This window comes from Actinomadura sp. B10D3, assembly GCF_039871695.1.
Taxonomy (GTDB): Bacteria; Actinomycetota; Actinomycetes; order Streptosporangiales; family Streptosporangiaceae; genus Spirillospora; species Spirillospora madurae.
This window is the reverse complement of record NZ_JBDPLY010000030.1, coordinates 1-26,528: the sequence shown is the minus strand read 5'-3', so window position 1 is coordinate 26,528 and position 26,528 is coordinate 1. Positions and strand designations below refer to the sequence as shown.

Annotated in this window: 25 protein-coding genes; 11 read left to right on the top strand and 14 right to left on the bottom strand. The window is 73.6% G+C overall.

Going from position 1 to position 26,528, the window contains the following annotated elements; all coding sequences use genetic code 11:
* Positions 1-45: 45 nt before the first annotated feature.
* Both ABGB11_RS33490 and ABGB11_RS33485 read right to left on the bottom strand, forming a co-directional pair.
* A complete protein-coding gene (locus ABGB11_RS33490) occupies positions 46-3,378 on the bottom strand; it encodes a BTAD domain-containing putative transcriptional regulator (RefSeq protein ID WP_347639481.1) in 3,333 nt (1,110 codons plus the stop codon).
* Positions 3,379-3,430: 52 nt separating this feature from the next.
* On the bottom strand, positions 3,431-5,563 hold the full coding sequence (locus ABGB11_RS33485; protein WP_347639480.1) for an MMPL family transporter: 2,133 nt from the start codon (positions 5,561-5,563) through the stop codon (positions 3,431-3,433).
* A 110-nt stretch (positions 5,564-5,673) separates the two neighbouring features.
* Between ABGB11_RS33485 and ABGB11_RS33480 the strand changes: the two genes are divergently transcribed.
* Complete coding sequence (locus ABGB11_RS33480; protein WP_347639479.1) at positions 5,674-6,009, top strand: cytidine deaminase; 336 nt, start codon at positions 5,674-5,676, stop codon at positions 6,007-6,009.
* A 76-nt stretch (positions 6,010-6,085) separates the two neighbouring features.
* Here ABGB11_RS33480 and ABGB11_RS33475 read toward each other — a convergent pair whose 3' ends face one another.
* The 4 genes from ABGB11_RS33475 to ABGB11_RS33460 all read right to left on the bottom strand — a co-directional run bounded on the left by ABGB11_RS33475 (position 6,086) and on the right by ABGB11_RS33460 (position 9,449).
* The gene (locus ABGB11_RS33475; protein ID WP_347639478.1) at positions 6,086-7,429 is read right to left on the bottom strand and encodes a hemolysin family protein; all 1,344 of its coding nucleotides are present in this window, start codon (positions 7,427-7,429) and stop codon (positions 6,086-6,088) included.
* Complete coding sequence (ybeY, locus tag ABGB11_RS33470) at positions 7,429-7,905, bottom strand: rRNA maturation RNase YbeY (RefSeq protein WP_347639477.1); 477 nt, start codon at positions 7,903-7,905, stop codon at positions 7,429-7,431. The genes ABGB11_RS33475 and ybeY overlap by 1 nt, the downstream gene beginning before the upstream one ends.
* A complete protein-coding gene (locus ABGB11_RS33465; protein ID WP_347639476.1) occupies positions 7,902-8,981 on the bottom strand; it encodes a PhoH family protein in 1,080 nt (359 codons plus the stop codon). Before ABGB11_RS33465 ends, ybeY begins: the two co-directional genes overlap by 4 nt.
* 123 nt (positions 8,982-9,104) lie before the next feature.
* Positions 9,105-9,449 (bottom strand): histidine triad nucleotide-binding protein, encoded by a 345-nt coding sequence (locus ABGB11_RS33460; protein WP_347639475.1) that lies wholly within the window; start codon positions 9,447-9,449, stop codon positions 9,105-9,107.
* 344 nt (positions 9,450-9,793) lie between these two features.
* Between ABGB11_RS33460 and ABGB11_RS33455 the strand changes: the two genes are divergently transcribed.
* Together ABGB11_RS33455 and ABGB11_RS33450 are read left to right on the top strand one after the other, a co-directional pair.
* Positions 9,794-10,336 carry a SigE family RNA polymerase sigma factor gene (locus tag ABGB11_RS33455; protein ID WP_347639474.1) on the top strand — a complete coding sequence of 181 codons (543 nt, stop codon included), beginning with the start codon at positions 9,794-9,796 and terminating at the stop codon, positions 10,334-10,336.
* Positions 10,333-11,028, top strand: coding sequence for a hypothetical protein (locus tag ABGB11_RS33450; protein ID WP_347639473.1), 696 nt, complete (start codon positions 10,333-10,335; stop codon positions 11,026-11,028). The genes ABGB11_RS33455 and ABGB11_RS33450 overlap by 4 nt, the downstream gene beginning before the upstream one ends.
* 19 nt (positions 11,029-11,047) lie before the next feature.
* Here ABGB11_RS33450 and ABGB11_RS33445 read toward each other — a convergent pair whose 3' ends face one another.
* From ABGB11_RS33445 to hrcA, 3 genes are all read right to left on the bottom strand, one after another.
* On the bottom strand, positions 11,048-11,779 hold the full coding sequence (locus ABGB11_RS33445) for a 16S rRNA (uracil(1498)-N(3))-methyltransferase (RefSeq protein WP_347639472.1): 732 nt from the start codon (positions 11,777-11,779) through the stop codon (positions 11,048-11,050).
* 90 nt (positions 11,780-11,869) lie between these two features.
* Positions 11,870-13,006, bottom strand: coding sequence for a molecular chaperone DnaJ (dnaJ, locus tag ABGB11_RS33440; RefSeq protein WP_347639471.1), 1,137 nt, complete (start codon positions 13,004-13,006; stop codon positions 11,870-11,872).
* Complete coding sequence (hrcA, locus tag ABGB11_RS33435; protein ID WP_347639470.1) at positions 13,007-14,017, bottom strand: heat-inducible transcriptional repressor HrcA; 1,011 nt, start codon at positions 14,015-14,017, stop codon at positions 13,007-13,009.
* A gap of 205 nt (positions 14,018-14,222) precedes the next feature.
* Between hrcA and ABGB11_RS33430 the strand changes: the two genes are divergently transcribed.
* Positions 14,223-15,038: a DUF3097 domain-containing protein gene (locus tag ABGB11_RS33430; RefSeq protein WP_347639469.1), complete on the top strand. Its 816-nt coding sequence runs from the start codon at positions 14,223-14,225 to the stop codon at positions 15,036-15,038.
* On the opposite strand, the gene hemW is transcribed toward ABGB11_RS33430, so the two are convergent.
* Both hemW and ABGB11_RS33420 read right to left on the bottom strand, forming a co-directional pair.
* A complete protein-coding gene (gene hemW / locus ABGB11_RS33425; RefSeq protein ID WP_347639468.1) occupies positions 15,035-16,243 on the bottom strand; it encodes a radical SAM family heme chaperone HemW in 1,209 nt (402 codons plus the stop codon). The two genes, ABGB11_RS33430 and hemW, sit on opposite strands and share 4 nt — an antisense overlap.
* Positions 16,244-16,282: 39 nt before the next feature.
* Entirely contained in the window at positions 16,283-16,723 is a 441-nt protein-coding gene (locus ABGB11_RS33420; RefSeq protein WP_347639467.1) for a hypothetical protein, read from the bottom strand.
* Between the two features lie 171 nt (positions 16,724-16,894).
* Here ABGB11_RS33420 and ABGB11_RS33415 point away from each other — a divergent pair, with 171 nt between their 5' ends.
* The 3 genes from ABGB11_RS33415 to ABGB11_RS33405 all read left to right on the top strand — a co-directional run bounded on the left by ABGB11_RS33415 (position 16,895) and on the right by ABGB11_RS33405 (position 19,945).
* Positions 16,895-17,773, top strand: a complete 879-nt coding sequence (locus ABGB11_RS33415; RefSeq protein ID WP_347639466.1) for a hypothetical protein — start codon at positions 16,895-16,897, stop codon at positions 17,771-17,773.
* Between the two features lie 103 nt (positions 17,774-17,876).
* Complete coding sequence (locus ABGB11_RS33410; RefSeq protein ID WP_347639465.1) at positions 17,877-19,280, top strand: hypothetical protein; 1,404 nt, start codon at positions 17,877-17,879, stop codon at positions 19,278-19,280.
* A gap of 140 nt (positions 19,281-19,420) precedes the next feature.
* Entirely contained in the window at positions 19,421-19,945 is a 525-nt protein-coding gene (locus ABGB11_RS33405) for a DUF4870 domain-containing protein (RefSeq protein ID WP_347639464.1), read from the top strand.
* Between the two features lie 37 nt (positions 19,946-19,982).
* Here the strand turns inward: ABGB11_RS33405 and lepA are convergent, their stop codons facing one another.
* Entirely contained in the window at positions 19,983-21,827 is a 1,845-nt protein-coding gene (lepA, locus tag ABGB11_RS33400) for a translation elongation factor 4 (protein ID WP_347639463.1), read from the bottom strand.
* A 237-nt stretch (positions 21,828-22,064) separates the two neighbouring features.
* On the opposite strand from lepA, the gene rpsT reads away from it, so the two are divergent.
* The gene (rpsT, locus tag ABGB11_RS33395) at positions 22,065-22,337 is read left to right on the top strand and encodes a 30S ribosomal protein S20 (RefSeq protein WP_347639462.1); all 273 of its coding nucleotides are present in this window, start codon (positions 22,065-22,067) and stop codon (positions 22,335-22,337) included.
* Positions 22,338-22,386: 49 nt separating this feature from the next.
* On the top strand, positions 22,387-22,923 hold the full coding sequence (locus ABGB11_RS33390) for an RNA 2'-phosphotransferase (protein WP_347639461.1): 537 nt from the start codon (positions 22,387-22,389) through the stop codon (positions 22,921-22,923).
* On the opposite strand, the gene ABGB11_RS33385 is transcribed toward ABGB11_RS33390, so the two are convergent.
* Entirely contained in the window at positions 22,865-23,392 is a 528-nt protein-coding gene (locus tag ABGB11_RS33385) for a hypothetical protein (RefSeq protein ID WP_347639460.1), read from the bottom strand. The genes ABGB11_RS33390 and ABGB11_RS33385 overlap by 59 nt on opposite strands.
* Before the next feature lie 70 nt (positions 23,393-23,462).
* Here ABGB11_RS33385 and ABGB11_RS33380 point away from each other — a divergent pair, with 70 nt between their 5' ends.
* Together ABGB11_RS33380 and ABGB11_RS33375 are read left to right on the top strand one after the other, a co-directional pair.
* Positions 23,463-24,383 carry a LysR family transcriptional regulator gene (locus tag ABGB11_RS33380; protein WP_347639459.1) on the top strand — a complete coding sequence of 307 codons (921 nt, stop codon included), beginning with the start codon at positions 23,463-23,465 and terminating at the stop codon, positions 24,381-24,383.
* Positions 24,323-24,748 carry an SRPBCC family protein gene (locus ABGB11_RS33375; protein ID WP_347639458.1) on the top strand — a complete coding sequence of 142 codons (426 nt, stop codon included), beginning with the start codon at positions 24,323-24,325 and terminating at the stop codon, positions 24,746-24,748. Before ABGB11_RS33380 ends, ABGB11_RS33375 begins: the two co-directional genes overlap by 61 nt.
* A 27-nt stretch (positions 24,749-24,775) precedes the next feature.
* Here the strand turns inward: ABGB11_RS33375 and holA are convergent, their stop codons facing one another.
* On the bottom strand, positions 24,776-25,729 hold the full coding sequence (gene holA, locus ABGB11_RS33370; RefSeq protein ID WP_347639457.1) for a DNA polymerase III subunit delta: 954 nt from the start codon (positions 25,727-25,729) through the stop codon (positions 24,776-24,778).
* Between the last annotated feature and the right edge of the window lie 799 nt (positions 25,730-26,528).

Here is a 26,528-nt window from a genome sequence, read left to right as displayed (position 1 = left end):
GCGGTGTCCTCCTCGTTCAGGCCCGGACAGTGTATTCGCGCCGGGTCATGCCGCGGTGCCGAGCCGGTCGAGCGCCGCGGTCGCGGCCTCGATCCAGTAGGCCGCGCCGAGGCGGGCGGCGACGTCGGCCGCGCGCCGGTAGTGCCCGGCGGCCACGTCCGCCGGGCGGTCGAGGAAGCGGGCGAGGTCGCCGAGGACGTGCGCGACCGGGCCGACCGTGGCGACGGCGGTGGCGCCGCCGGAGAAGTGCCCCTCGTAGGGCAGGAGCCGCGCGTAGGCGTGCTCGGCCAGCGGGCGGTCGCCGAGGGCCACGGCCCGGAGCCCGCGGACCGCCATGGTGAGGTCGAAGAAGTAGTCGAGCCGGACGGGCCCGGCCCCGGCTACGGCCCGCCGGGCGTCCGCCGTGCGGCCGGCGGAGGCGAGGGCGAGGGCGTACACGTCCGCGGTCGCCGCGACGTGCTCCCACTGCCCGTGCAGCCAGGCGGCCTCGTCCACCATCTCCCCGGCCCGCCCCTGGACCAGCCGCAGGCAGAACGGGCCGAGGACCGCCATGCCGCGCTCGCTGAACCAGATGTTGGTCCGGCCGATGGCGCGGCCGACCTCGGCGAACGCGTGCTCGGCCTCCTCGGCCGGGGCGGTGAAGGCGCGGACGAGGCTCGCGTACCAGTCCGCGATGTTGGCCAGCAGCGGCAGCCCGTACTGGTCGGCGAGCCGCCGCCCCTCCGCGAGGTGCCGGCGCGCGGCGGGCAGGTCCAGCGCGGCGACGCTCGCCTGCTGGAGCTGCAGGTGCGCGAGGACGCGGTAGGTGCCGAGGTCGTGCTCGGTCGCCACGTCGAGCAGCTCGGAGGCGATCCGGAGGCGCTCGGCGAGGTCGTCCGCCGCCCGGGAGCGGTTGATGTAGGCGCCGTTGAGCGCGACGGCGACCAGTTCGGGGTCGGCCAGCTCGCGGGCCGTGCGCAGCGCCTCCTCGGAGGCCTTCAGGCCTCGGTCGTGCTGCTCGCCCTCCAGCTCCATGGCGAGCGTGGTCAGCAGCCGGACGCGCAGCTCCCGCTCGTCCTGCGGGAGCCGCGCGAGCGCCTCGTCGGTCGCGTCCACCACGGCGTCGTCGCGGCTGCCGTACTCGCGGCTCGTCCACAGCGTCGGGATGTCGAAGCCGACGATGATCCGGGAGAGCAGCCGGACGTCGCCGAAGGCGCGGGCGTCGGCGATGGCGGCGCGCCGCCGCTCCCGCGCGTCCACGACCTGCCCGGCGAGCGCGGTGGAGCGGATCGCGGCGGCCTCCGCCTCCAGCCGTTCCGGAGCCGCCTCGGGACCCCGGGCGCGCAGGGTCTCCACGACGCGGACCCACAGGTCGGCCGCGGCGGCGTGCGCGTAGCGGGCCTCGGCGGCCGCGGCGGCGCGCCGCGCGTACCGGACGGCCTTGGCCGGGTCCGTGCCCGCCTCCAGGTAGTGGTGCGCGATCGCGGCGGCCTCGCCGGGGGCGTGCCGCTCGAGGGCGGCGGCGACCCGGCCGTGCAGCCGGAGCCGGCGGGCCCGCGAGACCCCGTCGTAGAGGGTGTCGCGGACGAGCGCGTGCGCGAACCGGACCCGGCCCGGCGCGGGCTCGGTGACCAGCCCGCTGCCGAGGCCGGCCTCGACGGCGTCGATCACCGTCTCCTCGTCCCCGGCCAGGTCGGACAGGACGCGCAGGTCCGCGTCCCGGCCGATGACGGCGGCGTCCCGCAGCACGGACCGGGCCGGTTCCGGCAGCCGGGCGATGCGGCGGCGCAGCACGTCCCCGACGCCGGCCGGCACCCGCCGCGTCGCGGCGGGCAGGCCCTCGGCGTCGATGAGCCGGGCCGTCTCCCGGGTGAAGAACGGGTTGCCGCCGGTCCGCTCGGCGATCGCCGCCAGCTCCGCGTCGGCCAGGTCGGTGTCGCAGGTGCCGCGGACCAGGACGGCGACCTCGGCGGGCGTCAGGCCGCCGAGCTCGATCCGCACGGGCTCGTGCCGGGCGAGGGCGGCCAGCGCGGCGGCGAGGCCGTCGGGGACCTCGGTCTGCCGGAACGTGGCGAGCAGCAGGACGGGACGGTCCCGGAGCCGGACGGCGAGCCGGACGAGCAGGGCGAGCGTCTCCTCGTCGGCCCAGTGCAGGTCGTCCAGGACGAGCAGCAGCGGCGCCGTCTCCGCGACGCCGGAGAGGTAGTCGCCGACGGCCAGGTGGAGCCGGAACCGCCCGGTGCTGACGTCTGCGTCGCCGGGGCGGGTGACGGCGTCGTCCAGCAGCGGGCCGAGGCGCTCGGCCGGCCCGGCGGCGGGCGGCGCGGCGGCGGCCAGCTCGCGCAGCAGCTCGGCCCACGGCCAGGCCGCGGGCGCTCCCCCGGTCTCAGGGGCCCGGCCCCAGGCGCACGTCCAGCCGCGCTCGGCGAGGCCCCGCGCGAACCGCTCGGCGAGCGCCGTCTTCCCCATGCCGGCGTCGCCGACGACGAGGGCGACGGCGGCCCGGCCCGCCTCGGCGGCGACGGCGGCGCCCTCCAGCCTGGCCAGCTCCTCGGCGCGCCCGACGAACGCCGCCCGCTCCCGCGGTCCCGGCACCGACCGCAGGACGGGGCGGCGGCGCGGGGCCTCCCCGGCCCCCAGCGCGGGCGCCTGGGCCAGGATGTCGGCCTCCAGGCGGCGCAGCGCGGGGCCGGGATCGACGCCGAGTTCCTCGCTCAGCGCCGTGCGGGCCCGCCGCAGGGCCGCGAGGGCGTCGCCCTGCCGTCCGGCCCGGTACAGGGCCAGGGCCAGCAGCCGCCACGCCTCCTCGCGCAGCGGGTTGCCGGCGGCGTGCGCCTCCAGGTCGGGGACGGCCTCGGCGGCGGCCCCGAGCCGGAGCATCGCCTCGGCGCGGCGCTCGACGGCCAGGCGGCGGCGCTCGTCCAGGCGGGCGGCCTCGGCCGCGGCCCACGGCAGGTCGGCGAACTCGGCGTAGGCGGGTCCGCGCCACTCGGCGAGCGCGGCCTCCGCGCGGCGGCGCGCCTCCGCCGGGTCGTTCGCCAGCAGCTCGGCGGCCTCGTCGATCAGCGCGTCGAACCGCCACGCGTCGACGGCGCCGTCCGGCAGCCGGAGCGCGTACCCCGGCGGCTCGGTGACGAGGACCTGCGCGGGCGTGCGGGGCGGGCGGTCCGGTTCGAGGGCGCGGCGCAGGTGCGACACGAAGGACTGCAGCCCGGCGGCGGCCCGCGGCGGGGCCGTCCCGGCCCACAGGTCCTCGACGAGCCGGTCCGCCGTCACCATCGCGCCCCGCGCGGCGACGAGGCGCGCGAGGACGGAGCGTTGCCGGGGACCGCCGAGGTCGGCGGCAACCCCCGCCACCTCGGCGCCGAAGGCCCCGAGAACGCGTACGACAGGCGACATGTCCCGCTCAGCCTAACCGGGACATGCCGCACCATCGCGATCACTCCCCCGGTTACGCGCCGCTGGGTTCGAGCTCCCGCTCGGCCGCCGCCGGCGGCGCGGCGCCGCCGTGCAGGTCGATGTCCGGCAGGACGCGGGCGAGCGGCCGCGGCAGCCACCAGTTGGCCCGCCCGAGCAGCGACATCGTGGCGGGCACCAGCACCAGCCGGACGACGGTCGCGTCCAGCGCCACGGCCACCGCGAGCCCCACCCCCATCTGCTTGATCACCAGGCCGGGGTCGGCGGCGAAGCCGAGGAACACCGCCACCATGATCAGCGCCGCGCTGGAGATGACCCGCCCGGTGGCGGCGAGCCCCCGGGTCACCGAGCCGCGCGCGTCGCCGTTCCGCAGCCACTCCTCCCTGACCCGCGAGAGCAGGAAGACCTCGTAGTCCATGGACACGCCGAACAGGACGGCGAACATCAGCAGCAGGATGAACGACGACACCGGGACGCTGTGCGGGAGGCCGAGCAGCTCGGCGCCCCACCCCCACTGGAACACCGCCGTCAGGACCCCGTACGCGGCGCCGATCGACAGCAGGTTCATCGCGGCGGCCTTCAGCGGCGCCAGCAGCGACCGGAACACGATCATCAGCATGAGGAACGAGGTCGCGACCACCACGCCGATCACCGGCCACAGGCGCTCCGACAGCATCCGGGACAGGTCCACGTAGACCGCGGTCAGCCCGGTGATCTCCGCGTCCGGCGGCAGCGCGTCCGCGCGGATCCGGTCGACGAGGCCGGTCACCCGCTCGTCCTGCGGCCCGTACTCCGGCGTGACCATGATCACGGCGGCGTCGCGCGCCGGGGACAGCTGGGGCGGCGAGACGGCCGTGACGCCGTCCGTCCTGGCGAGCCGCTCCCCCAGCCCCGGCAGGGCGCCCGGGTCGGTCTTCGTCAGGTCGACCGCGACGACCAGCGGACCGTTGGCGCCGGGCCCGAAGCCGTCCGCGACCAGGTCGTAGGCCTGCCGGACCGTGTTGGACGTCGGCTCGCTGCTCGCGTCGCTCGGCCAGGTCCGCATCCCGACCGCGGGCGCGGCCAGCGCCAGCATCAGCACCGCCGCGCCGAGCAGCCACGGCCACGGGTGCCGCCCGACGTGCCCCGCCCAGCGCCGCACCCGCGGCGAATCCACGACGATCGCCGCGCCGGCGGCCCGGTCGCGGCGCCGCAGCACCCGGCGCCCGGCGAGCCCCAGCACCGCGGGCAGCAGCGTGACGGCGCTCAGCACGGTGGCCGCGACGACCAGCCCCGTGGTGAAGCCCATCGTCATGAACACCGGGATCCGCGACAGCACCAGGCCGCACAGCGCCAGCAGCACCGTGAACCCGGCGAACAGCACCGACAGCCCCGCCGTCGCGATGGCGCGCCCGACCGCCTCGGGAACGTCGAGCCCCTCGGCCAGCCCCTCGCGGTGCCGGGTGAGGACGAACAGGGCGTAGTCGATGCCGACGCCCAGCCCCACCATGGTCGCCAGCGTCGGCGCCGTGGTCGCGACGTCGGTGACCGCGGCCACCAGCGTGATCCCCGACACGCCCGCGCCGAGCCCGGCCAGCGCCACCGCCAGCGGCAGCCCCGCGGCCACCACCGACCCGAACGCCAGCAGCAGGATGACCAGCGCGGCCACGATCCCGATCGCCTCGGCCACCCCGCCGGGCGCCGTCACGTTCTCCGGCACCTGGCCGCCGAACTCCACCTGGTAGCCGGCCGCTTCCAGGTTCTTCGTCGCCGACCGCAGCAGGTCCAGCGTCTCCCCGGGCTCCAGGTCCGTGACCGGCACCGAGTACCGGACGGTCACCAGCGCGGTCGCGCCGCCCTTCCCGACCTGCGCCGGATCGACTGCGCTGACGTGCGGCAGCCGCCGCAGCTCCGCCGACGCCGCGTCCAGCTTCGCCCGGTCGACCGCCCCCGACCGCGCGTGGACGACGACCCGGGCGTCCGCCCCCGACAGCGCCGGGAACCGCTCCTCCAGCAGGTCGGTCGCCTTCTGCGACCCCGTCCCGGCCAGCGTGTAGTTGTCGTGCAGCGCACCCCCGGCGACCCCGGCCAGCCCGGCCATCGCCGCGACGAGCACCACCCATATGGCGATGAACCGCCAGGGCCGCACGGCGGCGGCCCTCCCCAGCCGATACAGCAGACGGGACATCACGTCTCCCCCAAGAACGACAGTGTTCAACGCCCTAGACCCTCACAAACCCCCCTTGCCGCCCACTTGGCGCTGACTTGCGTCGGCCCAGGGGGCCGTAGGCTTGGGGGGTGAGCGAGCTGAACGCCGAGGACGCGAAGATCATCACCCTGGCCAGGTCGGCGCGGGCGCGGACGGGCGCCGCGGAGGGGGCCGCCGTGCGCGACGAGACGGGCCGCACCTATTCGGCGACGAGCGTGGACCTGCCGTCCCTGAAGCTCTCGGCCCTCAAGGCCGCCGTGGCGATGGCCGTTTCCAGCGGCGCCGAAGACCTGGAGGCCGCCGCCGTCGTCACCGCCGCCGAAGCACCGGACCCGTCCGACGTCACCGCCGTCCGCGACCTGGGCCCCAAGGCCCCGGTCCTGGTAGCGCGCCCCGACGGCACCGTCCACACCACCCTCACCTGACCCGCTGCCCGGACGCCCACGGCGCCGTGAGGATCGCCTGCGTCGTGACGGGGGTTCCAGGGGGTCGCCCCCTGGGTTAACTCCGCGAGGATCTGGCGGGTCTTGAAGGGGGGTCTGGGGGGTCGTTCTCCTGGGTGGGCTTGGTTCCCCGGACCAGCACCGTTCCTACACGGTTGCGGCGGCCGGCTATGGTCTCCGCCTTCAGGGTCAGGGTGGGGCCGTCGTCGCCGGTGCCGACCGTGGCCGTGGAGCCTTCGATGGGGACGCGGCCCAGGGCGTGGGCCAGCAGGCCGCCGACCGTCTCGACCTCCTCGACGTCGATCTCGACGTCGAAGAGCTCGGCGAGGTCCTCGACGGGGAGGCGGGCGGTGACGCGGGCGGCGCCGTCCTCCAGCCAGGTGACGGGCGGGATCTCCACGTCGTACTCGTCGGTGATCTCGCCGACGATCTCCTCCAGGATGTCCTCGATGGTGACGAGGCCGGCGGTGCCGCCGTACTCGTCGATGACGATCGCGACGTGCGTCTGCTGGGCCTGCATCTCGCGCAGCAGCTCGTCGATCGGCTTGCTGTCGGGGACGTAGGTGGCGGGCCGCATGACCGAGCCGACCGTCTCGGCCTCCTCGCCGCCGGGGTTCTCCTGGCTGCGGCGGACGATGTCCTTGAGGTAGGCGATGCCGACGACGTCGTCCTCGTTCTCGCCGACGACGGGGATGCGGGAGAAGCCGCTGCGCAGGGCGAGGGACAGCGCCTGGTGGAGCGTCTTGCCGCGCTCGACGAAGACGATGTCGGTGCGCGGGACCATCACCTCGCGGACGAGGGTGTCGCCCAGCTCGAACACCGAGTGGATCATCTCGCGCTCGACCGGTTCGATGAGGCTGCGCTGCTCGGCCAGGTCGACCAGGTCGCGCAGTTCCGCCTCGGACGCGAACGGGCCCTCCCGGAAGCCCTTGCCGGGGGTCAGCGCGTTGCCGAGCGCGATCAGCAGCCGGGGCAGCGGCCCGAACACCCGGGTCACCGGGTGGATGACCGCGGCGCCGGCGAGCGCGATCCGGTCGGCGTGCTGGATGCCGAGGGTACGGGGCCCGACGCCGATCACCACGTAGCTCACCACGATCATGATCGCGGCGGCGGTGACGTAGGCGCGCCACGTCTCGTCCAGCCAGGAGATGCACAGGTCCGCGACGATCACGGTGGCGACGAGCTCGCAGCCGATCCGCAGGAGGAGGACCATGTTGACGTAGCGTGCCGGGTCGGCGACGACCTCGGCGAGCCGCGCGGAGCCGCGCCGCCCCTCCCGGACGACCTCCTCGACGGTGACGCGGGACACCCGGGCGAGCGCCGTCTCGGTGCCGGCCAGCAGGCCCGCCAAGAAGACCAGGCCCACCGCCAGGGCGGACAGCCACGCCTGCGCGGTGCTCATCAGCCGCCGCGTTCCTCCCGCCAGGAGGTCAGGAGGCCGGCCTGCAGGCCGAACATCTCCTTGTGCTCCTCCGGCTCGGCGTGGTCGTAGCCGAGGAGGTGCAGGATGCCGTGCGCGCACAGCAGCTGCAGCTCGTCCTCGGTGCTGTGCCCGGCCTCGCGCGCCTGCCGCTCCGCGACCGCGGGGCACAGGACGACGTCGCCGAGCAGCCCGGGGTCGGTCTCGCCGTCCTCGTCGGCGCCGCCGGACAGGTGGCCGGGGCGCAGCTCGTCCATGGGGAACGACAGCACATCGGTTGGGCCGGGCTCGTCCATCCACTTCTCGTGCAGCTCGGTCATCGCGGCCTCGTCGACGAGGAGCACCGACAGCTCGGCGAGCGGGTGGACGCGCATCCCGTCCAGGACGTGCCGGGAGAGCCCGGCGAGGGCCTGCTCGTCGACCGGGACGCCGGACTCGTTCAGCACCTCGACGGTCACCGCCGCCCCCGCTTGCGGGAGCCGTCGCGCGCCGCCGCGCCGCGCTTGAAGTCGGGCACCTGCTTCTCGTCGTAGCGGTTGTAGGCGTCGACGATGTCGGTGACCAGCTTGTGGCGGACGACGTCGCGGCTGTCGAGCCGGCAGAAGTGGATGTCCTCGACGCCGTCGAGGATGTCCTGCACGACGCGCAGCCCGCTCAGCTGCCCGTTCGGCAGATCGACCTGCGTGACGTCGCCGGTGACCACGACCTTCGACCCGAACCCGAGCCGGGTGAGGAACATCTTCATCTGCTCGGGCGAGGTGTTCTGCGCCTCGTCCAGAATGATGAACGAGTCGTTCAGCGTGCGGCCGCGCATGTAGGCCAGGGGGGCGACCTCGATCGTGCCGGCGGCCATCAGGCGCGGGATCGAGTCGGGGTCGACCATGTCGTGCAGCGCGTCGTAGAGCGGGCGCAGGTACGGGTCGATCTTCTCGTAGAGCGTTCCGGGCAGGAAGCCGAGCCGCTCGCCCGCCTCCACGGCCGGGCGCGTGAGGATGATCCGGTTGACCTGCTTGTCCTGCAGCGCGCGGACGGCCTTGGCCATCGCCAGGTACGTCTTGCCGGTGCCGGCCGGGCCGATCCCGAACACGATCGTGTGCTTGTCGATCGAGTCGACGTACCGCCGCTGGTTCAGCGTCTTCGGGCGGATCGTGCGGCCGCGGCTGGACAGCACGTCCAGCGTGAGGACCTCGGCGGGGCGCGCGTCGGTCTCGCCGCGCATCATCGCGAGGCTGCGCTCGACGGCGTCGGGGGTCAGCTGGGTGCCGCCCTTCAGCAGGTCGAGCATCTCGGTGAAGAGCCGGGAGACCAGGTCGGTCTCGCTCTCCGGCCCGGTCACGGTGATCTCGTTGCCGCGGACGTGGATGTCGATGTCGTCGCCGAACGCCTGCTCGATCGCGTGGAGCAGCTCATCCCGGGAGCCCAGCAGGCTCACCATCGAATGGTCGTCCGGCACTACGATCTTGATCTGCGAGCGCGAGCCGGAACGGTCGTCGCGCCCCGTGCGAGGTGACCTCGTGGAAGTTGATTCGACCATCAGCCGGGCCTTGCGGCCTTCGGACCTGCCTTCTGTCTGCTCCGGGTGTCGGTGTGTGCCGGTTCCATCGTACCGACGACCCCCGACGGCGCGCCGAATGGTTTTCCGGCGGGCCGGATCCGCTCAGCCGGGGGGCCAGTTCAGGCCACGCCCGCCCAGCACGTGCGCGTGCACGTGGAACACCGTCTGGCCCGCCTGGGCGCCGGTGTTGAACACGACCCGGTAGCCGGACTCGGCGACGCCCTCGTCCACCGCGACCTGGTGCGCCTCGCGCAGCACCTCGGCGAGCAGCGCGGCGTCGGAGGCGGCGAGCTCACCCGCGGTCGGGTGGTGGTCACGCGGGATGACCAGCACGTGCGTCGGCGCCTGCGGGTTGATGTCGCGGAACGCCACCGTCCCCGCGGACTCGCGGACGATCTTGGCGGGCACGTCCCCGGAAACGATCTTGCAGAACAGGCAGTCGGTCATCTGTCTCCCCTCGCGGGCGGTCCGCGACCGCTACGGAATCCTATCGAGACCCGCGCCGCCATGGCTTGCGGCGCCCTCCCCCGGATAGTGTTTCCGGGACCTACCTCCGGTTGCGGTCGGCATTCCGACTCCACACTGGTTAAGGTTGTCAGCTCAGGCGTACCCCCCGGTTCGCAGGGCATTGGCGGCGCGCCGTGGACGGGTGGGGAGGCCCCATTCATGCCACCCGAGGGCGACCGCCCGAATGGACGGCCGGGGCCGGCAAAGGCGGCGGATAGGTGACCGAGGCAGATCAAGACATGCCCTTTCGTAAACCGAGCGACGAGGGTGCGCGTCCCACTGACGTGACCGAGACCCTCGTGGCCAGGGGTACGGCGGGAGCGGTGGCCGTCGCCTGGGATGCCGATCAAGCGGTGACCGCCCTCTACAGCGCCAACTACCGATCGCTGGTGCGGCTGGCGGCCATGCTCGTGCGGGACGCGGGGACGGCCGAGGAGGTCGTCCAGGACGCGTTCGTCGCGATGCACGGCGGCTGGCGGCGGCTGCGCGATCCCGACAAGGCGCTGTCGTACCTGCGGCAGTCGGTGGTCAACCGGTCGCGATCGGTGCTCCGGCACCGCGCCGTCGTGGAGAAGTACGCCCCGAAGGGCCTGCCGGACGCGCCGAGCGCGGAGGCCGGCGCCATCGGGCAGCTGGAGCGGTCGGCCGTCATCGACGCGCTGTCCCGGCTTCCCGCCCGCCAGCGGGAGGCGCTCGTCCTTCGCTACTACGCCGATCTGTCCGAAGCGGAGATCGCGAACGCGATGGGCATCTCGCGCGGTGCCGTGAAGAGTCATACGGCGCGCGGAATGACCGCGCTCCGCAACGTTCTGGAGCAGTTCTCATGACCACCGACCCCCACGACGAGCACGGCGAGATCCTCCGCCGTGCCCTGCACGCGGAGGCGGAGTCGGTCAACCCCGCGGGCGACGGCCTGGAGCGCATCCGGGCCCGCATTGCCGACGGCCAGCGCCGCCGGTTCGGTTTCGGACGGTTCGGCCCCGCCCGCTTCGGGTTCGACCGGTTCACCATCAACTGGGCGCGGCCCGTGCTGGCCGTCGCCGCCGCCGTGGTGATCGCCGCCCTCGGCGTCACCGCGCCACAGACGATCGACCTGATCCAGCAGTCCGTGGGCAACAGCGGGCCGTCCCATGACGGCGGCAACGGCACCGACGGCGACCGCACCGACGCCGGCGGGAACCCGGTGCAGCCCGCCCCGCCGTCCGGGGGGGCCAGCACGCCCGGCGGCCCGAGCAGCTCGCAGCCGCCGAGCTCCGACTCCCCGCCGGGGACGTCGTCCTGCCAGATCCCGCCGCAGGACGGCGTGACGACCGCCGCCTCGCCCGGCGCCACCCCCGCCCCCAGCCCGTCGGCCACGCCGTGCCCGAGCGACACGCCGACGCCGCCGACCTCCACGACGCCGACGCCGCCCACGTCCACGACGCCCGACCCGGGCACCACGACCGACGAGCCGTCGACGCCCCCGGCGACCCCGCCCACGAAGACGTCCGACCAGGGCGACGGGGCGTCCACCCCCTGACCCCACCCCCTGACCGGGGCTACCAGCGTCCGGTGGCGGCCAGCAGCACGCTGGCCGCCGCCACGCCCGCCGTCGAGGTGCGCAGCACCGTCGGGCCGAGCCGGGTGATCCGCCCGCCGGCCCCGGCGAACAGCTCCAGCTCCTCCTCGGTGATCCCGCCCTCGGGGCCGACCACGAGCACGATCTCACCGTCCGCGGGCGGCCGCACGGCGCTCAGCGGCGCCGCCGCCTCCTCGTGCAGGACCAGGGCCAGGGACGCGGCGCCGATCCGGCCGGCGACATCGCCGGTGGACGCGGGCTCCGCCACCACCGGCAGCCGGCCGCGCCGGGCCTGCTTGCCGGCCTCGCGCGCGGCGGCGCGCCAGCGGCCGAGAGCCTTCTCGCGCCGTTCCGGCTTCCATCGGGTGACGCAGCGCGCCGCGGGCCACGGGACGATCTCGTCCACGCCGACCTCGGTCATGGTCTCGACCGCCAACTCGCCCCGGTCGCCCTTCGGCAGGGCCTGGACGACCACGATGCGCGGCGCGGGCGGGGGCTGGCGGTGCCGGGCCAGCACGTCCAGCGTGAGGGAGGCACGGTCGGCGGCGGTGACCACGCACTCGGCCAGCAGGCCCTCGCCGTCGGTCAGGTCGACGCGCTCACCGGGACGCAGCCGCCGCACGGCCGCGGCGTGCCGTCCCTCGGGCCCGTCCAGCAGGACCGAATCGCGCCGGAGCGCGTCGGTCCCGGCGAGGAAGACCGGCGGGCTCATGCGGTCTCCGTTCGCTCATGGGCGTTCGCCAGTGCCGCCCTGCTCGATGTCGCCGCGGCGGCCCTCCTGGTAGGCCGCCGCCACTGCGCTTCAGTGCTGGTTGAACACGTCCTTGATGCGGGAGAACACCCCGCTGCGCTGCCCGGGGGCGAACTTGCCGGGCGGGCGCTCCTCGCCGCGCAGCGCCGCCAGACGGCGGAGCAGCTCCTCCTGCTCCTCGTCGAGCCGGTTCGGCGTCTCCACGTTCACGTGGATCATCAGGTCGCCGCGGCCGCTCTCGTTGAGGTGCCGGACGCCCCGGTTGTAGAGCGTGATGACCTGCCCCGACTGCGTGCCGGGCTTGATGTCGACGCTCTCGGCCGCGTCCAGCGTCTCGATCGTGACGCTGGTGCCGAGCGCCGCCGCCGTCATCGGGATCTCGACCGTGCAGTGCAGGTCGTCGCCCTCCCGCTCGAAGATCGGGTGGGGCTTCTCCACGATCTCCAGGAACAGGTCGCCGGGCGGGCCGCCGCCGGGGCCGACCTCGCCCTCGCCGGCGAGCTGGATGTGGATGCCGTTCTCCACGCCCGCGGGGATCTTGACCTTGACGGTGCGCCGGGTGCGGACCCGGCCGTCGCCGGAGCACTCGGTGCACGGGTTGCGGATCACCGAGCCGAAGCCGCCGCACGCCGGGCACGGCCGGGCCGTCATGACCTGGCCGAGGAACGAGCGCTGGACCTGCTGCACCTCGCCGCGCCCGTGGCAGGTGTCGCACGTCTCCGGGTGCGTGCCGGGCGCGCAGCCCGACCCCTCGCACGTCGCGCAGGCGACCGCGGTGTCGATGGACAGCTCCCGGGTCGTGCCGAACGCGGTCTCGGCGAGGTCGAGCTCGACCCGCAGCGTCGCGTTCCGGCCGCGCCGCGCCCGCGACCGGGGGCCGCGCGAGGTCGCCGTGCCGAAGAAGGCGTCCATGATGTCGCTGAACGGGAACCCGGCGCCCCCGAAACCGCTCGCGCCCGCCCCGCCCGCGGCCGCGAACGGGTCCGCGCCGAGGTCGTACATCTCGCGCTTCTTCGGATCGGAGAGCACCTCGTAGGCCTGGGTGATCTCTTTGAACTTCTCCTGGGTCTCCGGATCCGGGTTGACGTCCGGGTGGAGTTCCCGCGCGAGCCGGCGGTAGGCCTTCTTGACCTCGTCGGCGCTGGCGTCCCGCCGGACGCCGAGGGTCGCGTAGTAGTCGTTCGCCACTTACGACCCCGCCAGGATCTGTCCCACGTAGCGTGCCACTGCCCGTACCGCTCCCATCGTGCTGGGGTAATCCATGCGTGTAGGCCCGAGCACTCCCAGCCGGGCCAAGGTGAGGTCGCCCACGCCGTAGTCGGCGGCGACGACCGAAGTCGACTTGAGCCCCTGGTCGGGGTTCTCGGTGCCGATCCGCACCGTAACTGTAGAGGAGTCGCCGGTCTCGCCGAGCAGCCGCATGAGGACGACCTGTTCCTCCAGCGCCACGAGCACCTCCCGCAGGCTCTGCGAGAAGTCCACGGCGGCGAGGTTGGCCGCGCCGGCGAAGACGATCTTCTCCTCGTGCTTCTCGACGAGCGTCTCCAGCAGGACCGACAGGACCGCCGCGGCGACCGGCCGGTCGTCCGGGCCCACCTTCTCGGGCAGGTCCGCCACGGCCGCCGGGACGTCGCCGAGACCCAGCCCGTCCAGGCATGTGTTCAGCAACGCCCGCAGGTGCCCGATCGATTCCTCGGAGATCGGCCCGGTCTCGATGACGCGCTGCTCGACCCGCCCGGTGTCGGTGATCAGGACGAGCAGCAGCCGGCCCTCGGCGACCGGGACCAGTTCCACGTGCCGCACCGTCGAACGGGTCAGCGACGGGTACTGCACCACCGCGGCCTGCCGCGTCAGCTGCGCGAGCAGCCGGACCGTGCGGCCGACCACGTCGTCGAGGTCGTACGCCCCGGACAGGAACGTCTCGATGGCGCGCCGCTCCGCGATCGACAGCGGCTTGATCGTGGACAGCCGGTCGACGAACAGCCGGTAGCCCTTGTCCGTGGGGACGCGCCCGGCGCTGGTGTGCGGCTGGGCGATGTAGCCCTGCTCTTCGAGGACCGCCATGTCGTTGCGGATGGTCGCCGGCGACACGCCGAGGTTGTGCCGGTCCGCGAGCGCCTTGGAGCCGACCGGCTCGTTGGTGGACACGTAGTCCTCGACGATGGCGCGCAGGACCGCGAGCTTCCGGTCGTCCAGCACGTTTCCCACCTCCTTCGTCGGCTCGGGATGCGCCGCTGGCACTCCATACTCCCGAGTGCCAAGTGTACGGCCCCGAGAGGCCCCCTGGCGTGCCCGCGGCCGCCCCGTGCGGCTGCGCGATCCTATCCGTATCGGACGCCTGCGCCACGCCGAGGAACGAGGGACGACGCCGCGCGGGCACTCCGCCGGGTTAATGTGCGGACCCGTGGTGAGTAAGAACTACGGAAACGACGTGCTGGCCGGCGACTGGCGCAGGCCGCGCAAGGGGCTCATCCCCGAGGTCCCGGCCGAGCCGGGGCTCGTCGCCGAGGACCCCGACAGCGGTTTCTGCGGCGCCGTGGTCGCCTGCGACAAGTCCGGCGTCACCCTGGAGGACCGGTTCGGCAAGCGGCGGGTGTTCCCGCTGGCGAAGTCCGGCTTCCTCATCGACGGCGAGCCGGTGACGCTGGTCCGGCCGCCGGCGGCGCCCGGGAAGCCGGCGCGCTCGGCGTCCGGGTCCATCGCCGTCCAGGGGCTGCGGGCGCGGGTGGCCAAGGAGAGCCGCATCTACGTGGAGGGCGTCCACGACGCCGAGCTGGTCGAGAAGATCTGGGGCCACGACCTGCGCGTGGAGGGCGTCGTCGTGGAGTACCTCGAAGGCGTGGACGACCTGCCCGCCATCGTCGAGGAGTTCGCGCCGGACGAGGGACGCCGCCTGGGGGTCCTCGTCGACCACCTCGTGGACGGCTCCAAGGAGTCGCGGATCGCCGAGCGGATCACGTCCCCGCACGTGCTCGTGACCGGCCACCCGTTCATCGACATCTGGGAGGCCGTCAAGCCCGCGGCGGTGGGCATCGGCGCCTGGCCCCGCATCCCTCGCGGCGTCCCCTGGAAAGAGGGCGTCATCGCCGAACTCGGCTGGGGCGACGACACCGGCGCCGCCTGGAAGCGGATCCTCGCCTCGGTGAACACCTACACCGACCTCGAACCGGCCCTTCTGGGCCGGGTCGAGGAACTCATCGACTTCGTGACGGCGCCCTAGGTCAGGTCTCGGAGGACGGCGTCGGCCAGGAGGCGGCCCTTCCGGGTGAGGACGGCCCGACCCTGCCCATAGGGCGCGGGCTCGATCAGGCCGTCGTCGATCGCCCTGCGGACGGACTCGTCGTCCAGGAGGGTGGCGGGGCAGCCCTGCGCCAGGCGCAGTTCGAGCATGATGCGCTCGAAGCGGCGGTCATCGTCGTCCAGGATCTCCCTCGCGTGCGCGGGCGTCGTGCCCTCGGCGAGGCGGGCGGCGTACGCGGCGGGATGCTTGACGTTCCACCACCGGGTGCCGCCGACGTGGCTGTGGGCGCCCGGCCCGACGCCCCACCAGTCGGCGCCCGTCCAATAGAGCATGTTGTGGCGGCAGGCGGCGCGGGGGTCGGCGGCCCAGTTGGAGATCTCATACCAGCGCAGGCCGTGCGCGCTGAACAGCTCGTCGGCGATCAGGTAGCGGTCGGCCATGGCGTCGTCGTCCGGGGCGGCCAGCTCGCCGCGCCTCACCTGCGCCGCCAGGCGGGTGCCCTCCTCGACGATGAGCGCGTAGGCCGAGACGTGGTCGGGCTCCGCCGCCAGCGCCGCCTCCACGGACGCCCGCCAGTCGTCGTCGGTCTCCCCCGGCGTCCCGTAGATGAGGTCGAGGTTGATGTGCTCGAACCCCGCCTTGCGCGTCCACTCGACGACCTGCGGGACCCGTCCGGGCGTGTGCGTGCGCTCCAGGACGGCCAGGACGTGCTCGCGCGCGCTCTGCATCCCGTAGGAGACGCGCGTGAAACCGGCCTCGCGCAGCCGGTGGAGGTACGCCTCGTCCACCGACTCGGGGTTGGCCTCCGTGGTGACCTCCGCACCCGGGGCGAGGCCGAACTCCGCGTCGATGGCCGCGAGGACGCGGCCCAGATCGTCCGGCGGGAGCAGGGTGGGGGTGCCGCCGCCCACGAAGACCGTCTCCACGGGCAGGTCGACGTCGCCGAGGACCCGCCGCGCCATCCGGATCTCGCCGATGGCGGTGTCGGCGTAGGAGTCGCGGCTCGCGCCCGGCCCGAGCTCCGTCGCCGTGTAGGTGTTGAAGTCGCAGTACCCGCAGCGCGTCACGCAGAACGGGACGTGCACGTAGAAGGCGAACGGACGCTCCCCCAGCCCTTCCAGGGCGTTGCGAGGCAGCGCACCGTCAGCCGGTACGGGGTCACCATCAGGAAGCGTCGAGGGCACCCCTCAAGTCTGCCCCGCCGCGCGGGCTGCTCCGTCCGGTCAGGCCTCGCCGAGCTTGGCGCGGAGCCAGTCCGGGATGTGCTCGTCCGCGCGGGGGAAGCGGTCGAGGTCCAGGGCGTAGGCGGACGGCGCGAGCGGCGGGGTGAAGTCGGGCTCGCCGTCGTAGTCGAACTCGGCGCTGAAGTGGCCGGAGCGCTCGACCTGGAGCCGGGCGGTGAACCACGCGCCCTTGTCGGCCCGGTACATCACGCGGCGCAGCTCGTCCATCCGCCCGACGGCCTGGCCGGGCGGCAGGGCCGTGCGGCGCCCGCCGCCGGCGTCCTCCACCTCGAAGGAGGCGCTGTCGATGCCGACCGTCGCGCGGAACTCGAAGTCGAGCCGCTCCCAGCCCGCGGGGGCGGCGGCGCGCAGCGCGCGGACGGCGCCGTTCACCGTCTCCCGCTCCTTTTCGGATCGCAGAACCTGCTCGGGCTGGGTCACGCTGCCTCCGGAGGACTGTCGCGGTCGGTTGATCAGGCACGCTACCCGTCCGACCGTACCGGCGAACACCGCCACGCCCTGCGGCGGGCGCCCGTGTCGCCGCGGCGGACCCGGCCGCGGGGCCGCGCGACCGCCTGAGCGACCACGATGAATGCGGATAAAGTCATCCGGATGCGGAACGAGGGCGTGGCCGGGCGTGACCGGGTGCCCGCGCGGGTGGTGGTGCGCGGGGAGCCGGACGGGTGGCACTGCGTGGTGGTGGACGGCACGGGCGCCGAGCAGCGCTCGGACTTCGCCGGGGCCGGGACGCGCTGGTCGGCCGGCGGGCGCGGCGACCCGGAGCCGGCGTGGTGGCGCCGCCGCCTCGCCGAGACCGCCGAGGGCCTGCGGGAGGCCGTCGCCGAGCGGCTGACCGACGCGACCTTCCGCGAGTTCGGCGCCGAGTCCGTGATCACCTGGTTCGCGATCGAGGACCCCGTCGAGTGGGAGGGGATCGTCACGCTCCGGGAGGCCGACCCGGCCCGCTTCCCCGGACGGGTGCCGCCGTTCGTGATCACGCTGGAGCCGGGCCGCGGGGCCCTGCTGCCGGACGCGAACCTGCTGTTCTCCACCCGCGCCGCGGACGCCTGGACGACCCTCGACGCGGTCGCCGAGCGCTGCGGCACCCGCCCGCCGAAGGCGTCGTTCCTGTGCGGCTGGGCCGACCACCGCAGCGTCCGGGTGGGGCGCGGGACGCTCGCGCTGTCCACCGGCCGCGGCGAGGACGGCGTGGAGCGGCTCGCCGAGATCTTCGGGACGCGGGCGCCGGGCTGGAGCGGCAACCCGGAGATGCGGTTCCGGCTCGACGGCGTCGACCTGCTCGACGAGCCCGCCCGCGACGTCGTCACGCTGCTGGAGGAACTCGGCCACGAGATCGTCCGGCGCGGCCGGACCGTGCGGCTGGCCGCCTCGGGCCTCACCCTGTACGAGCCCGACCGGCCGGGCCCCGCCGACCGGTTCACCGGGGTCGCCCTGCGGCTGCCGGACGCGCTCGCGCCGCTGTGGGCCTGACGGCCCGGTCGCGGCCACCGAGCACCGGCGCGCACGAAGCCGACACCCACAGGGGACCCTGCCGTCACCGGAACGCAACTCCGCCGCCCTAGTTTCGCCGATCATGAGAAGCCGTGCGCGTCATGCCGTGCTCGCCATGACCGGCGCCGCCCTCGCCGGCGCTCCCCTCGCCCTCGCCGTCACCCCCGCCCACGCCACCGCGGCGGCCATGATCACGGTCCACCGCGGCGGCCCCGCCCGGACGCTGCCCTTCACCGCCGGCCGGGACGGCGAGGCCGTGATCTCCTTCGCCGCGTCCGCCCCCGGCGTGTCCTGGGCCCGCGCGGGCGCCGAGTCCGCCGTGGTGTCGATCGCCGTCGACGGGCGCCACGTGACCGACCTCGTCGTCCCGTCGTCCGCGCCGATCCCCCGCCGCCTCGGCCTCGGGCACGTCGCGAAGGGCGGCCACACGGTGACGCTGCGGTTCGCCAAGGGCAGCGCCCCCGCCGCCCGCCGCGTCACCCTCCGGCGCCCGCGCGTGGCCATGCCGGAGGCGGAGGAGCTCGCCCTGCGCCACGCGCCCGTCATCGTCGGGCGGACGGGCTGGCCGTTCGGCGACCCGTACCAGAACGCCAGGACCGACACCCCGCTGGTCTCCTGGCACGAGACCCGCCCCGCCGCGACCCCGGGGCACCGCGTCATCGAGTACTCGGTGGTGTGGAGCAACGAGGACGGCGGCACCGACACCCCCGCCCTGATGGCCCGCTGGGGCAGGACGACCGACATCGAATGGGTCTACCGGGTCGAGGTGGACGCGTCCGGCGAGCGGGTGGACGGCACCGGCGTCTACCAGGCGCCCATGCACCTGACGTTCAAGTTCACCGGCCGCTACGAGGGCGACCACCCGGTTTTGCAGACCTGCACCGACAACAACAACCTGTGCGACGTGATCTCCCCGGACCCGCCGCTGCGGTTCCTGCTCGACGCGTCCGGGACCCGCCCGGACGGGCGCGCCCGCGAGGCCGTCATGGACCGCGAGCCGTGGACGTACCGGATCGCGGCCGAGGAGATGCTGCGCGAGGACAAGATCGAGAAGCCGTCCGACCCGGCGACGCGCGAGGTCGGCGACCTTCGCACGTACCTGTTCGCGGAGTTCGCCAAGACGACCGGCGCGGCGACGACGCCCGGCTCCGCTCCGGGAGTGGCGCTCGGCGTCCGGCTCAGGTCCGGCCCGTCCACGCTGTACCGGTCCGACCACGACGAGCCGACCTGGTCGATCGACCGCGACGGCGCCGCCGCCACGACGGTCGAGCTGCCCGAGGGGACGGCGGTCTCCGACATCGCGAGCATCGAGGCCGTCCGGCGGCCGACCGGGTGGGGCGACAACGGCGCGCCCGCCACCGTCACGTCCATCAACCGAGGGTTCTTCCTGGACGGCTCCTACCTGCCGCGGCCGTCGTCCATCGCGTGGACCGGCTCGGTCACGCTCACGCCCGCCGAACCGTCCGCCGTCATCTGGCGTCCCTGACGCCTCACGCGGCCGGGCCCGTGGCGCGAATCGGCCACGGGCCCGGCCATGTGAGGGAACCGGTGCGAACTCCGGGCGCGTCCAAGGAGTCATACTGTTCGCCAACAGCTCGCACAGCGACCCTTGAGAGGACGTCCACCATGGCCTACGGGCCTCCCCCGTCGCCCGGCCAGGGACAGCAGCCCCAATGGCAGCAGCAGCAGCAACAGGCTCCTTGGCAGCAGCCCGGTAACGCCTGGCAGCAGCCACAGCAGCCACAGCAGCCGCAGCCCGGCCCAGAGTGGCAGCAGCCGCCCCAGGGCGGAGGCACCGCCCAGATGCCGGGCCACTTCGGCCCCGTCAGCGACGACGAGAAGACCTGGTCGCTGATGGCGTACGTGGGGCAGTTCCTCGTCGGCGCCATCGCGCCGGCCGTGGTCTACCTCGGCAAGGCCCGCTCGCCGTTCGTCCGCAAGCACGCCGCGCAGGGCCTCAACATGGGCATCGCGGCGATCGCCGTGTGGGTCGTGTTCGGCCTGCTGTCGCTGGCCGTCGACTTCTTCATCTGGGTGCCGCTGCTCTTCACGGCCGCGGTGATGTTCTTCCTCGTCTACGCGGGACGGGCGGCCAACCGCGGCGAGTTCCGCCGCGTACCGTCCGTGGTGGCCTGGCCCCTGCTGAAGTAGCGGCCCTCCGGGAGCGGCGGCCGGCCGGGAGCGGCGGCTACTTCTTGCCCTTGTCGGCGTCGCCGCCGCCGCCCGTGGAGAGCGCCGCGACGAAGGCCTCCTGCGGGACGTCCACCCGCCCGATGGTCTTCATCCGCTTCTTGCCCTCCTTCTGCCTCTCCAGCAGCTTGCGCTTGCGGGAGATGTCGCCGCCGTAGCACTTGGCGAGGACGTCCTTGCGGATCGCGCGGATGTTCTCCCGGGCGATGATCCGGGCGCCGATCGCGGCCTGGATGGGCACCTCGTACTGCTGCCGCGGGATGAGCTCCTTGAGCTTGGACGTCATCATCAGCCCGTACTCGCGCGCCTTGTCGCGGTGCACGATCTGGCTGAACGCGTCCACCGACTCGCCCTGCAGCAGGATGTCGACCTTCACGAGGTCGGCCTCCTGCTCGCCGCTGGGCTCGTAGTCGAGCGAGGCGTACCCGCGGGTCCGCGACTTCAGCTGGTCGAAGAAGTCGAAGATGATCTCGGCGAGCGGCAGCGTGTAGCGGATCTCGACCCGGTCCTCCGACAGGTAGTCCATGCCGAGCAGCATGCCGCGGCGGCCCTGGCACAGCTCCATGATCGCGCCGATGTGCTCGGCCGGGGACAGCAGCGTCGCCTTCACCACCGGCTCGTACACGGAGCCGATCTTGCCTTCGGGGAACTCGCTGGGGTTGGTGACGGTGTGCTCGGAGCCGTCCTCCATCACCACCCGGTACACGACGTTCGGCGCGGTCGAGATGAGCGACAGGCCGAACTCCCGCTCCAGCCGCTCCCGGACGATCTCCATGTGCAGCAGGCCGAGGAAGCCGCAGCGGAACCCGAACCCGAGCGCCGCCGACGTCTCCGGCTCGTAGACCAGCGCGGCGTCGTTCAGCCGCAGCTTGTCGAGCGCGTCGCGCAGCTCGGGGTACTGGTCGCCGTCCACCGGGTACAGGCCGGAGAACACCATCGGCTTCGGGTCGCGGTAGCCGCCGAGCGCCTCGGGCGCCGGGCGGGAGGCGATGGTCACGGTGTCGCCGACCCGCGCCTGCCGGACGTCCTTCACCCCGGTGATCAGGTAGCCGACCTCGCCGACGCCGAGGCCCTGCACGGGCTTCGGCTCCGGGGAGATCACGCCGACCTCCAGGGTCTCGTGCGCGGCCCCGGTCGACATCATCAGGCTCTTCTCGCGCCGCGACAGGTGCCCGTCCACGATCCGCACGTAGGTGACGACGCCGCGGTAGGTGTCGTACACCGAGTCGAAGATCAGCGCGCGAGCGGGGCCGTCGGCGTCGCCGACCGGCGCCGGCACCTCCTCGACGATCTTGTCGAGCAGCTCCCGGACGCCCTCGCCGGTCTTGCCCGACACGCGCAGCACGTCCGACGGGTCGCAGCCGATGATCCCGGCCAGCTCCTCGGCGTACTTCTCCGGCTGCGCCGCGGGCAGGTCGATCTTGTTGAGGACGGGGATCAGGTGCAGGTCGGCCTCGAGGGCCAGGTACAGGTTCGCGAGCGTCTGCGCCTCGATGCCCTGCGCCGCGTCCACCAGCAGGACCGCGCCCTCGCACGCCGCGAGCGACCGCGACACCTCGTAGGAGAAGTCGACGTGGCCGGGCGTGTCGATCAGGTTCAGGACGTGGTCGGTGCCGCCGGAGGTCCAGGGCAGCCGGACCGCCTGGCTCTTGATGGTGATGCCGCGCTCGCGCTCGATGTCCATGCGGTCGAGGTACTGGGCGCGCATCTGGCGCTCCTCGACCACACCGGTCAGCTGCAGCATCCGGTCCGCGAGGGTCGACTTGCCATGGTCGATGTGCGCGATGATGCAGAAGTTGCGGATGATCGCGGGATCGGTCTTGTCGGGCTGAGGCGCTGGCACCGGGGTCCGTTCGCAAAACTCACTGGTTGACTGGATCTGTGCGTCCCATGGTCCCATGCCCTGCGCGATGCTCGTGCACGGCCCGGTTTGGGACGGGCCCCGGTGATTGGTAGGCTGTGCGACTGCGTGTGGCGTAGCGTCGTGCCCCGGGGGCACCGTCCCGCCCCCGTTCAGACATTCCCGTTGGCGCCTGCCGGTGCGCAGGCCAGGATCGCAACCAAGCTGAGGCACTACGACGTGGCTAACATCAAGTCCCAGATCAAGCGCAACAAGCAGAACGAGAAGGCTCGCCTGCGCAACAAGGCCGTGAAGTCCGAGCTGAAGACGGCGATCCGCAAGTTCCGCGAGGCCGCGGACGCCGGAAACGTCGACGTCGCCGTCGCCGCCCAGCGCGAGGCCGCCCGCAAGCTGGACAGGGCCGTCAGCAAGGGCGTCATCCACAAGAACCAGGCCGCCAACCGCAAGTCGGCGATCGCCAGGCGCGCCGCCGCCCTGCAGGCCTCCGAGTAAGAGCCGCACGCACGGGGCCGGCCGTCATGCCGGCCCCGACGCATGTCCGATGGACGAACGCCGGCTGGTGAAGATCTCCAAGTATCTCGCCAAGCATCTGCGGCACCGCCCCGAGCGGATCGGCCTCACGCTCGATCCGGGCGGCTGGGCGGACGTCGGCGACCTCATCGCCGCCTCCGCGCGCCACGGGTTCCCGCTCACCCGTGACGAGATCGAGCACGTCGTGGCCGCCAACGACAAGCGGCGCTACGAACTGGACGGGAACCGCATCCGGGCCGTCCAGGGCCATTCGGTCCCCGTCGACCTGGGACTACCGGTGGTGCCTCCACCGGACCTGCTCTACCACGGCACCGTCGGCCGCTTCGTGGAGGCGATCCTCCGGGACGGCCTGCTGCCGATGGAGCGGCACGCCGTCCACCTCTCCCCCGACCGCGATACCGCCCGGCGCGTCGGCGCCCGCCGGGGCGAACCCGTCGTCCTCGTCGTCGAGGCCGCGCGGATGGCCGCCGGCGGGCACGAGTTCCGCGTCAGCGCGAACGGCGTGTGGCTGGTCGACTCGGTACCGCCGGAATATCTTCGCGGATGACCCGCGCGGCCTCCCAGTCCGGCACGTGCCGCACCCAGTCGGGCCCCGCCTTGGGCCCGAACAGGTACCGGTAGGGCACGATCTCGCGGATGGCGTCGTGCACGTCGAGCCGGTCGTCGATCATGTGGGTGATCCCGAGGTCCGCGCAGTGCCGCGCCTTGTCCCGCCGTTTCCGGCAGAACCGGACGTTGCTCCTCGGGATGCCCGTCCGCGCGTAGAAGTCGTGGTGGTCGAGCCAGGCCAGCGTCCGCCGCTGCACCCTCTCGCCGCACTTGGAGATGATCCAGGTCCGCGCGGCGAACGCCTCGACCAGTCCGGGCAGCACCTCGTAGACGCCCTCGGTCGCGGACGAGGCGAGCGCCTCCGCGAAGGTCCCGTCGAGGAACACGGTGTCGTCGTCGCCGGGGGCGAGCAGCCCGCCGTGGATGACCCGGCCGAAGTCGACGCCGAGCCGCGGTTCGATGTCCATGCCCACCACTGTCCCGCCCGGGACTCTAAACCAGAACTATATGATCGGCGACCGTCTATAGTTCTTGGCTATGGACCTGGCCCGCCTCTCCACGGACGCGCTCGCCTCGTTCGCCGTCTTCGCCGACCACCTCAACTTCACCCGCGCCGCCGAGGAACTCCACATCTCCCAGCCGGCCCTCCACGTCAAGGTGCGCAAGCTCACCGAGACCCTCGGCCGCCCCCTCTACACGCGGCACGGACGCCGCCTGGTCCTGACCCCCGCCGGGGAGCAGGTCGCCCGGTTCGCCCGCGACCTGGACGCCCGCATGACGGCCTTCCTCGCCGGCGTGCACGGCACCGGGCCGGGCCGCGTCCCGACCCTGGCCGCCGGCGAGGGCGCCTACCTGTACCTGCTCGGCGACGCCGTCCACCCCGGCATCCGCCTGATCAACGGCGACCGCGCCCGCACCCTGACCGCCGTCCGCACCGGCCGCGCCGACGTCGGCGTCGCCGTGCTGGACGTCCTGCCGTCCGACATCGAGGCGGTCCCGCTGGCCTCCTACCCGCAGGTGCTGGTCATGCCGGACGACCACCCGCTCACCGCGAGGACGCACCTCACCCTGGCCGACCTCGCGGACGCCGCGCTGATCGTCCCGCCGCCGTCCGGCCCGCACCGCGTCACCCTCGAACGCGCGCTGCGCGCCGCCGAGGTGCCGTGGTCGATCGCGGTCGAGGCGGAGGGCTGGCCGCTGATGCTGCACTTCGCGTCCCTGCGCGTCGGCCTGGCCGTCGTGAACGGCTGCGTCCCGCCTCCTCCCGGCCTGGCGGCACGCGAGATCATCGACCTGCCGGCCGTCCCCTACTACGCTCTGCACCTGCCCGGCCGCGCCGGCGACCCCCCGGTCGCCGGCCTGCTGACCGCCATCCGCACCGCGCTGAGGAGCACCCCGTGCACTTCGAGATCTCCGTCGACATCGACGCCTCCCCGGAAACCGTCTGGCGCCTCCTGACCGACGTCGAGCACTGGCCCGACATGACCGCCTCGGTGGACCGCGCCGAGATCCTCGACAAGCCGTTCGCCCTCTCCAGCCGTGCCCGCGTCCACCAGCCGAAGCTCCGCACCGCCATCTGGACGGTCACCGACTTCACCGAGAACGAGGCCTTCACCTGGGAGTCCCGCTCCCCCGGCGTCCGCACGATCGGCGGCCACCACGTCACCCGCACGCCCGGCGGCACGACCACCGTCCGCCTGACCCTCGACCAGACAGGCGCCCTGGCCCCCGCCATCGCGCTCTTCGCAGGCGGCCTGACCCGCCGCTACGTGACCATGGAAGCCGAGGGCCTCAAGGCCAAAGCGGAAGCCGAACCGACCTGAGCACCGGAAGGACACACCGCTGCCGGGTCAGCGCCGGGCGGCGACGATCTGAGCGACCGTCTTCTCCAGGGCGTACGCGGGGTCGGCGGCACCGCCCTTGACCTGCTCGTCGGCCTCGGCGACCGCGGTCAGGGCGCGTGCGACCCCGTCGCCGGTCCAGCCGCGCAGTTGCCTCTGCACCCGGTCGATCTTCCACGGCGGCATGCCCAGTTCCTTCGCCAGCGCCGCGCCGCGCGCCCCCCGGGGGGCGCCGCCGACCTTCGCCAGCCCTCGGACGCCCTGCGCCAGCGCACTGACGATCAGCACCGGTGCGACGCCCGTCGCGAGCGCCCAGCGGAGCTGTTCGAGCGCCTCGGCCAGCTGGCCCTCGATGGCCTTGTCCGCCACGGTGAACCCGCTGACCTCGGCGCGCCCCCGGTAGTACCGGGCGACGGCCGCGTCATCGATCTTCCCGCCGGTGTCGGCGACGAGCTGGCTGCACGCGGCGGCCAGTTCCCGCAGGTCGTTGCCGACCGCCTCGATGAGCCCGCGCGCGCCGTCCGGCGAGATCTTCCCGCCCGCCTTGCGGATCTCGGTCCGGACGAAGTCGACGCGCTCCCCCGCCTTGGTGATCCTCGGGCAGGAGATCTTGCGCGCCTTGAGCTTGGTCAGCCCCTCCACCAGCGCCTTCCCCTTGGCCCCGCCGGGGTGGACGGCGACGAGCACGACGTCGTCCGCGGGGGTCTTGGCGTACTTCAGCACCTCGGCGGACAAGTCCTTCCCCAGGTCCTGGGCCGACCGCAGCACGAGCACCTTCCCGCCGCCGAACAACGACGGCGACGTCAGCTCCGAGATCCGCCCGGGCTCCAGCCCGCCCGGCGCCAGATCGATGACCTCGACCTCCGGGTCCTCCGCCCGCACGGACGCGACGACGTCGCCGATTGCGCGCTCCACGAGCAGTTCTTCGTCACCGATGATCAAGATAAGGGGCTCAACCGACACCCTTGCAGCATGCCACGCCCACCACCCCGCCGCCGCTCCCGTCACCAACGTGAGGACGAGCAGCGGCACGCCCTCGACATGCAGGCGTCGCAGGCGACGGCCTGCGACGTCGGCCAGGGCGACGTGCCGGCCCTCTCCACCGGCACGGGCCGGCCGTCGCCGTGGATACCGGCACCGAGCCCGCTCTGGTCGACGGCCCATCTGCCACCCCGGCGAAGGCCAGGAGGGGCCAGGACGCGCATCGCGACGACCGCGGCGAGAACGCGGTCATGGCCGCCGCCACGCACAGGCGAAGACGGCGGCTGCGCAGCAACAGGACCGTGGCACCGCCCGCGAGCAGGAACGTCATGACGCCGGGCCCGCCGGTAGTCCAGGGGATCGTCGCGCAGGGCAGGCCGGTGTCATCCCCGGGCAGGCCACCGGTCCCAGCAACCAAACGCATCCCCCCGGATCCAACCCCCGCCGACGGAACAGCGGTCCCGGGCCGCGGGTAGCCTCGGTCCGGACTGCCGCACCCGCCGCCCCGGACCCTCGACACGCGGGTTCAGATGGTCGCCGGGCGATCCTGCCGGACGTCCCGGCCGAGCTGAGGTGACCGGGCGCCCGGCGCGGACCTTCGCCGAGTGGTCCGCCGAGCACGTGGCCGCGTTCGGCTGATCCGAGGTCCGCGGAGGGCTAGTACTACATCACTAGATCGCGGTTGGTGACTGGTGGGTATCGGTCAGTGATCAGGATGGGGTGTGCGAGCGTGTCGGCATGCCCCCATCCCCTGAGAACGCCGCTGCCGGAGCGGTGACAC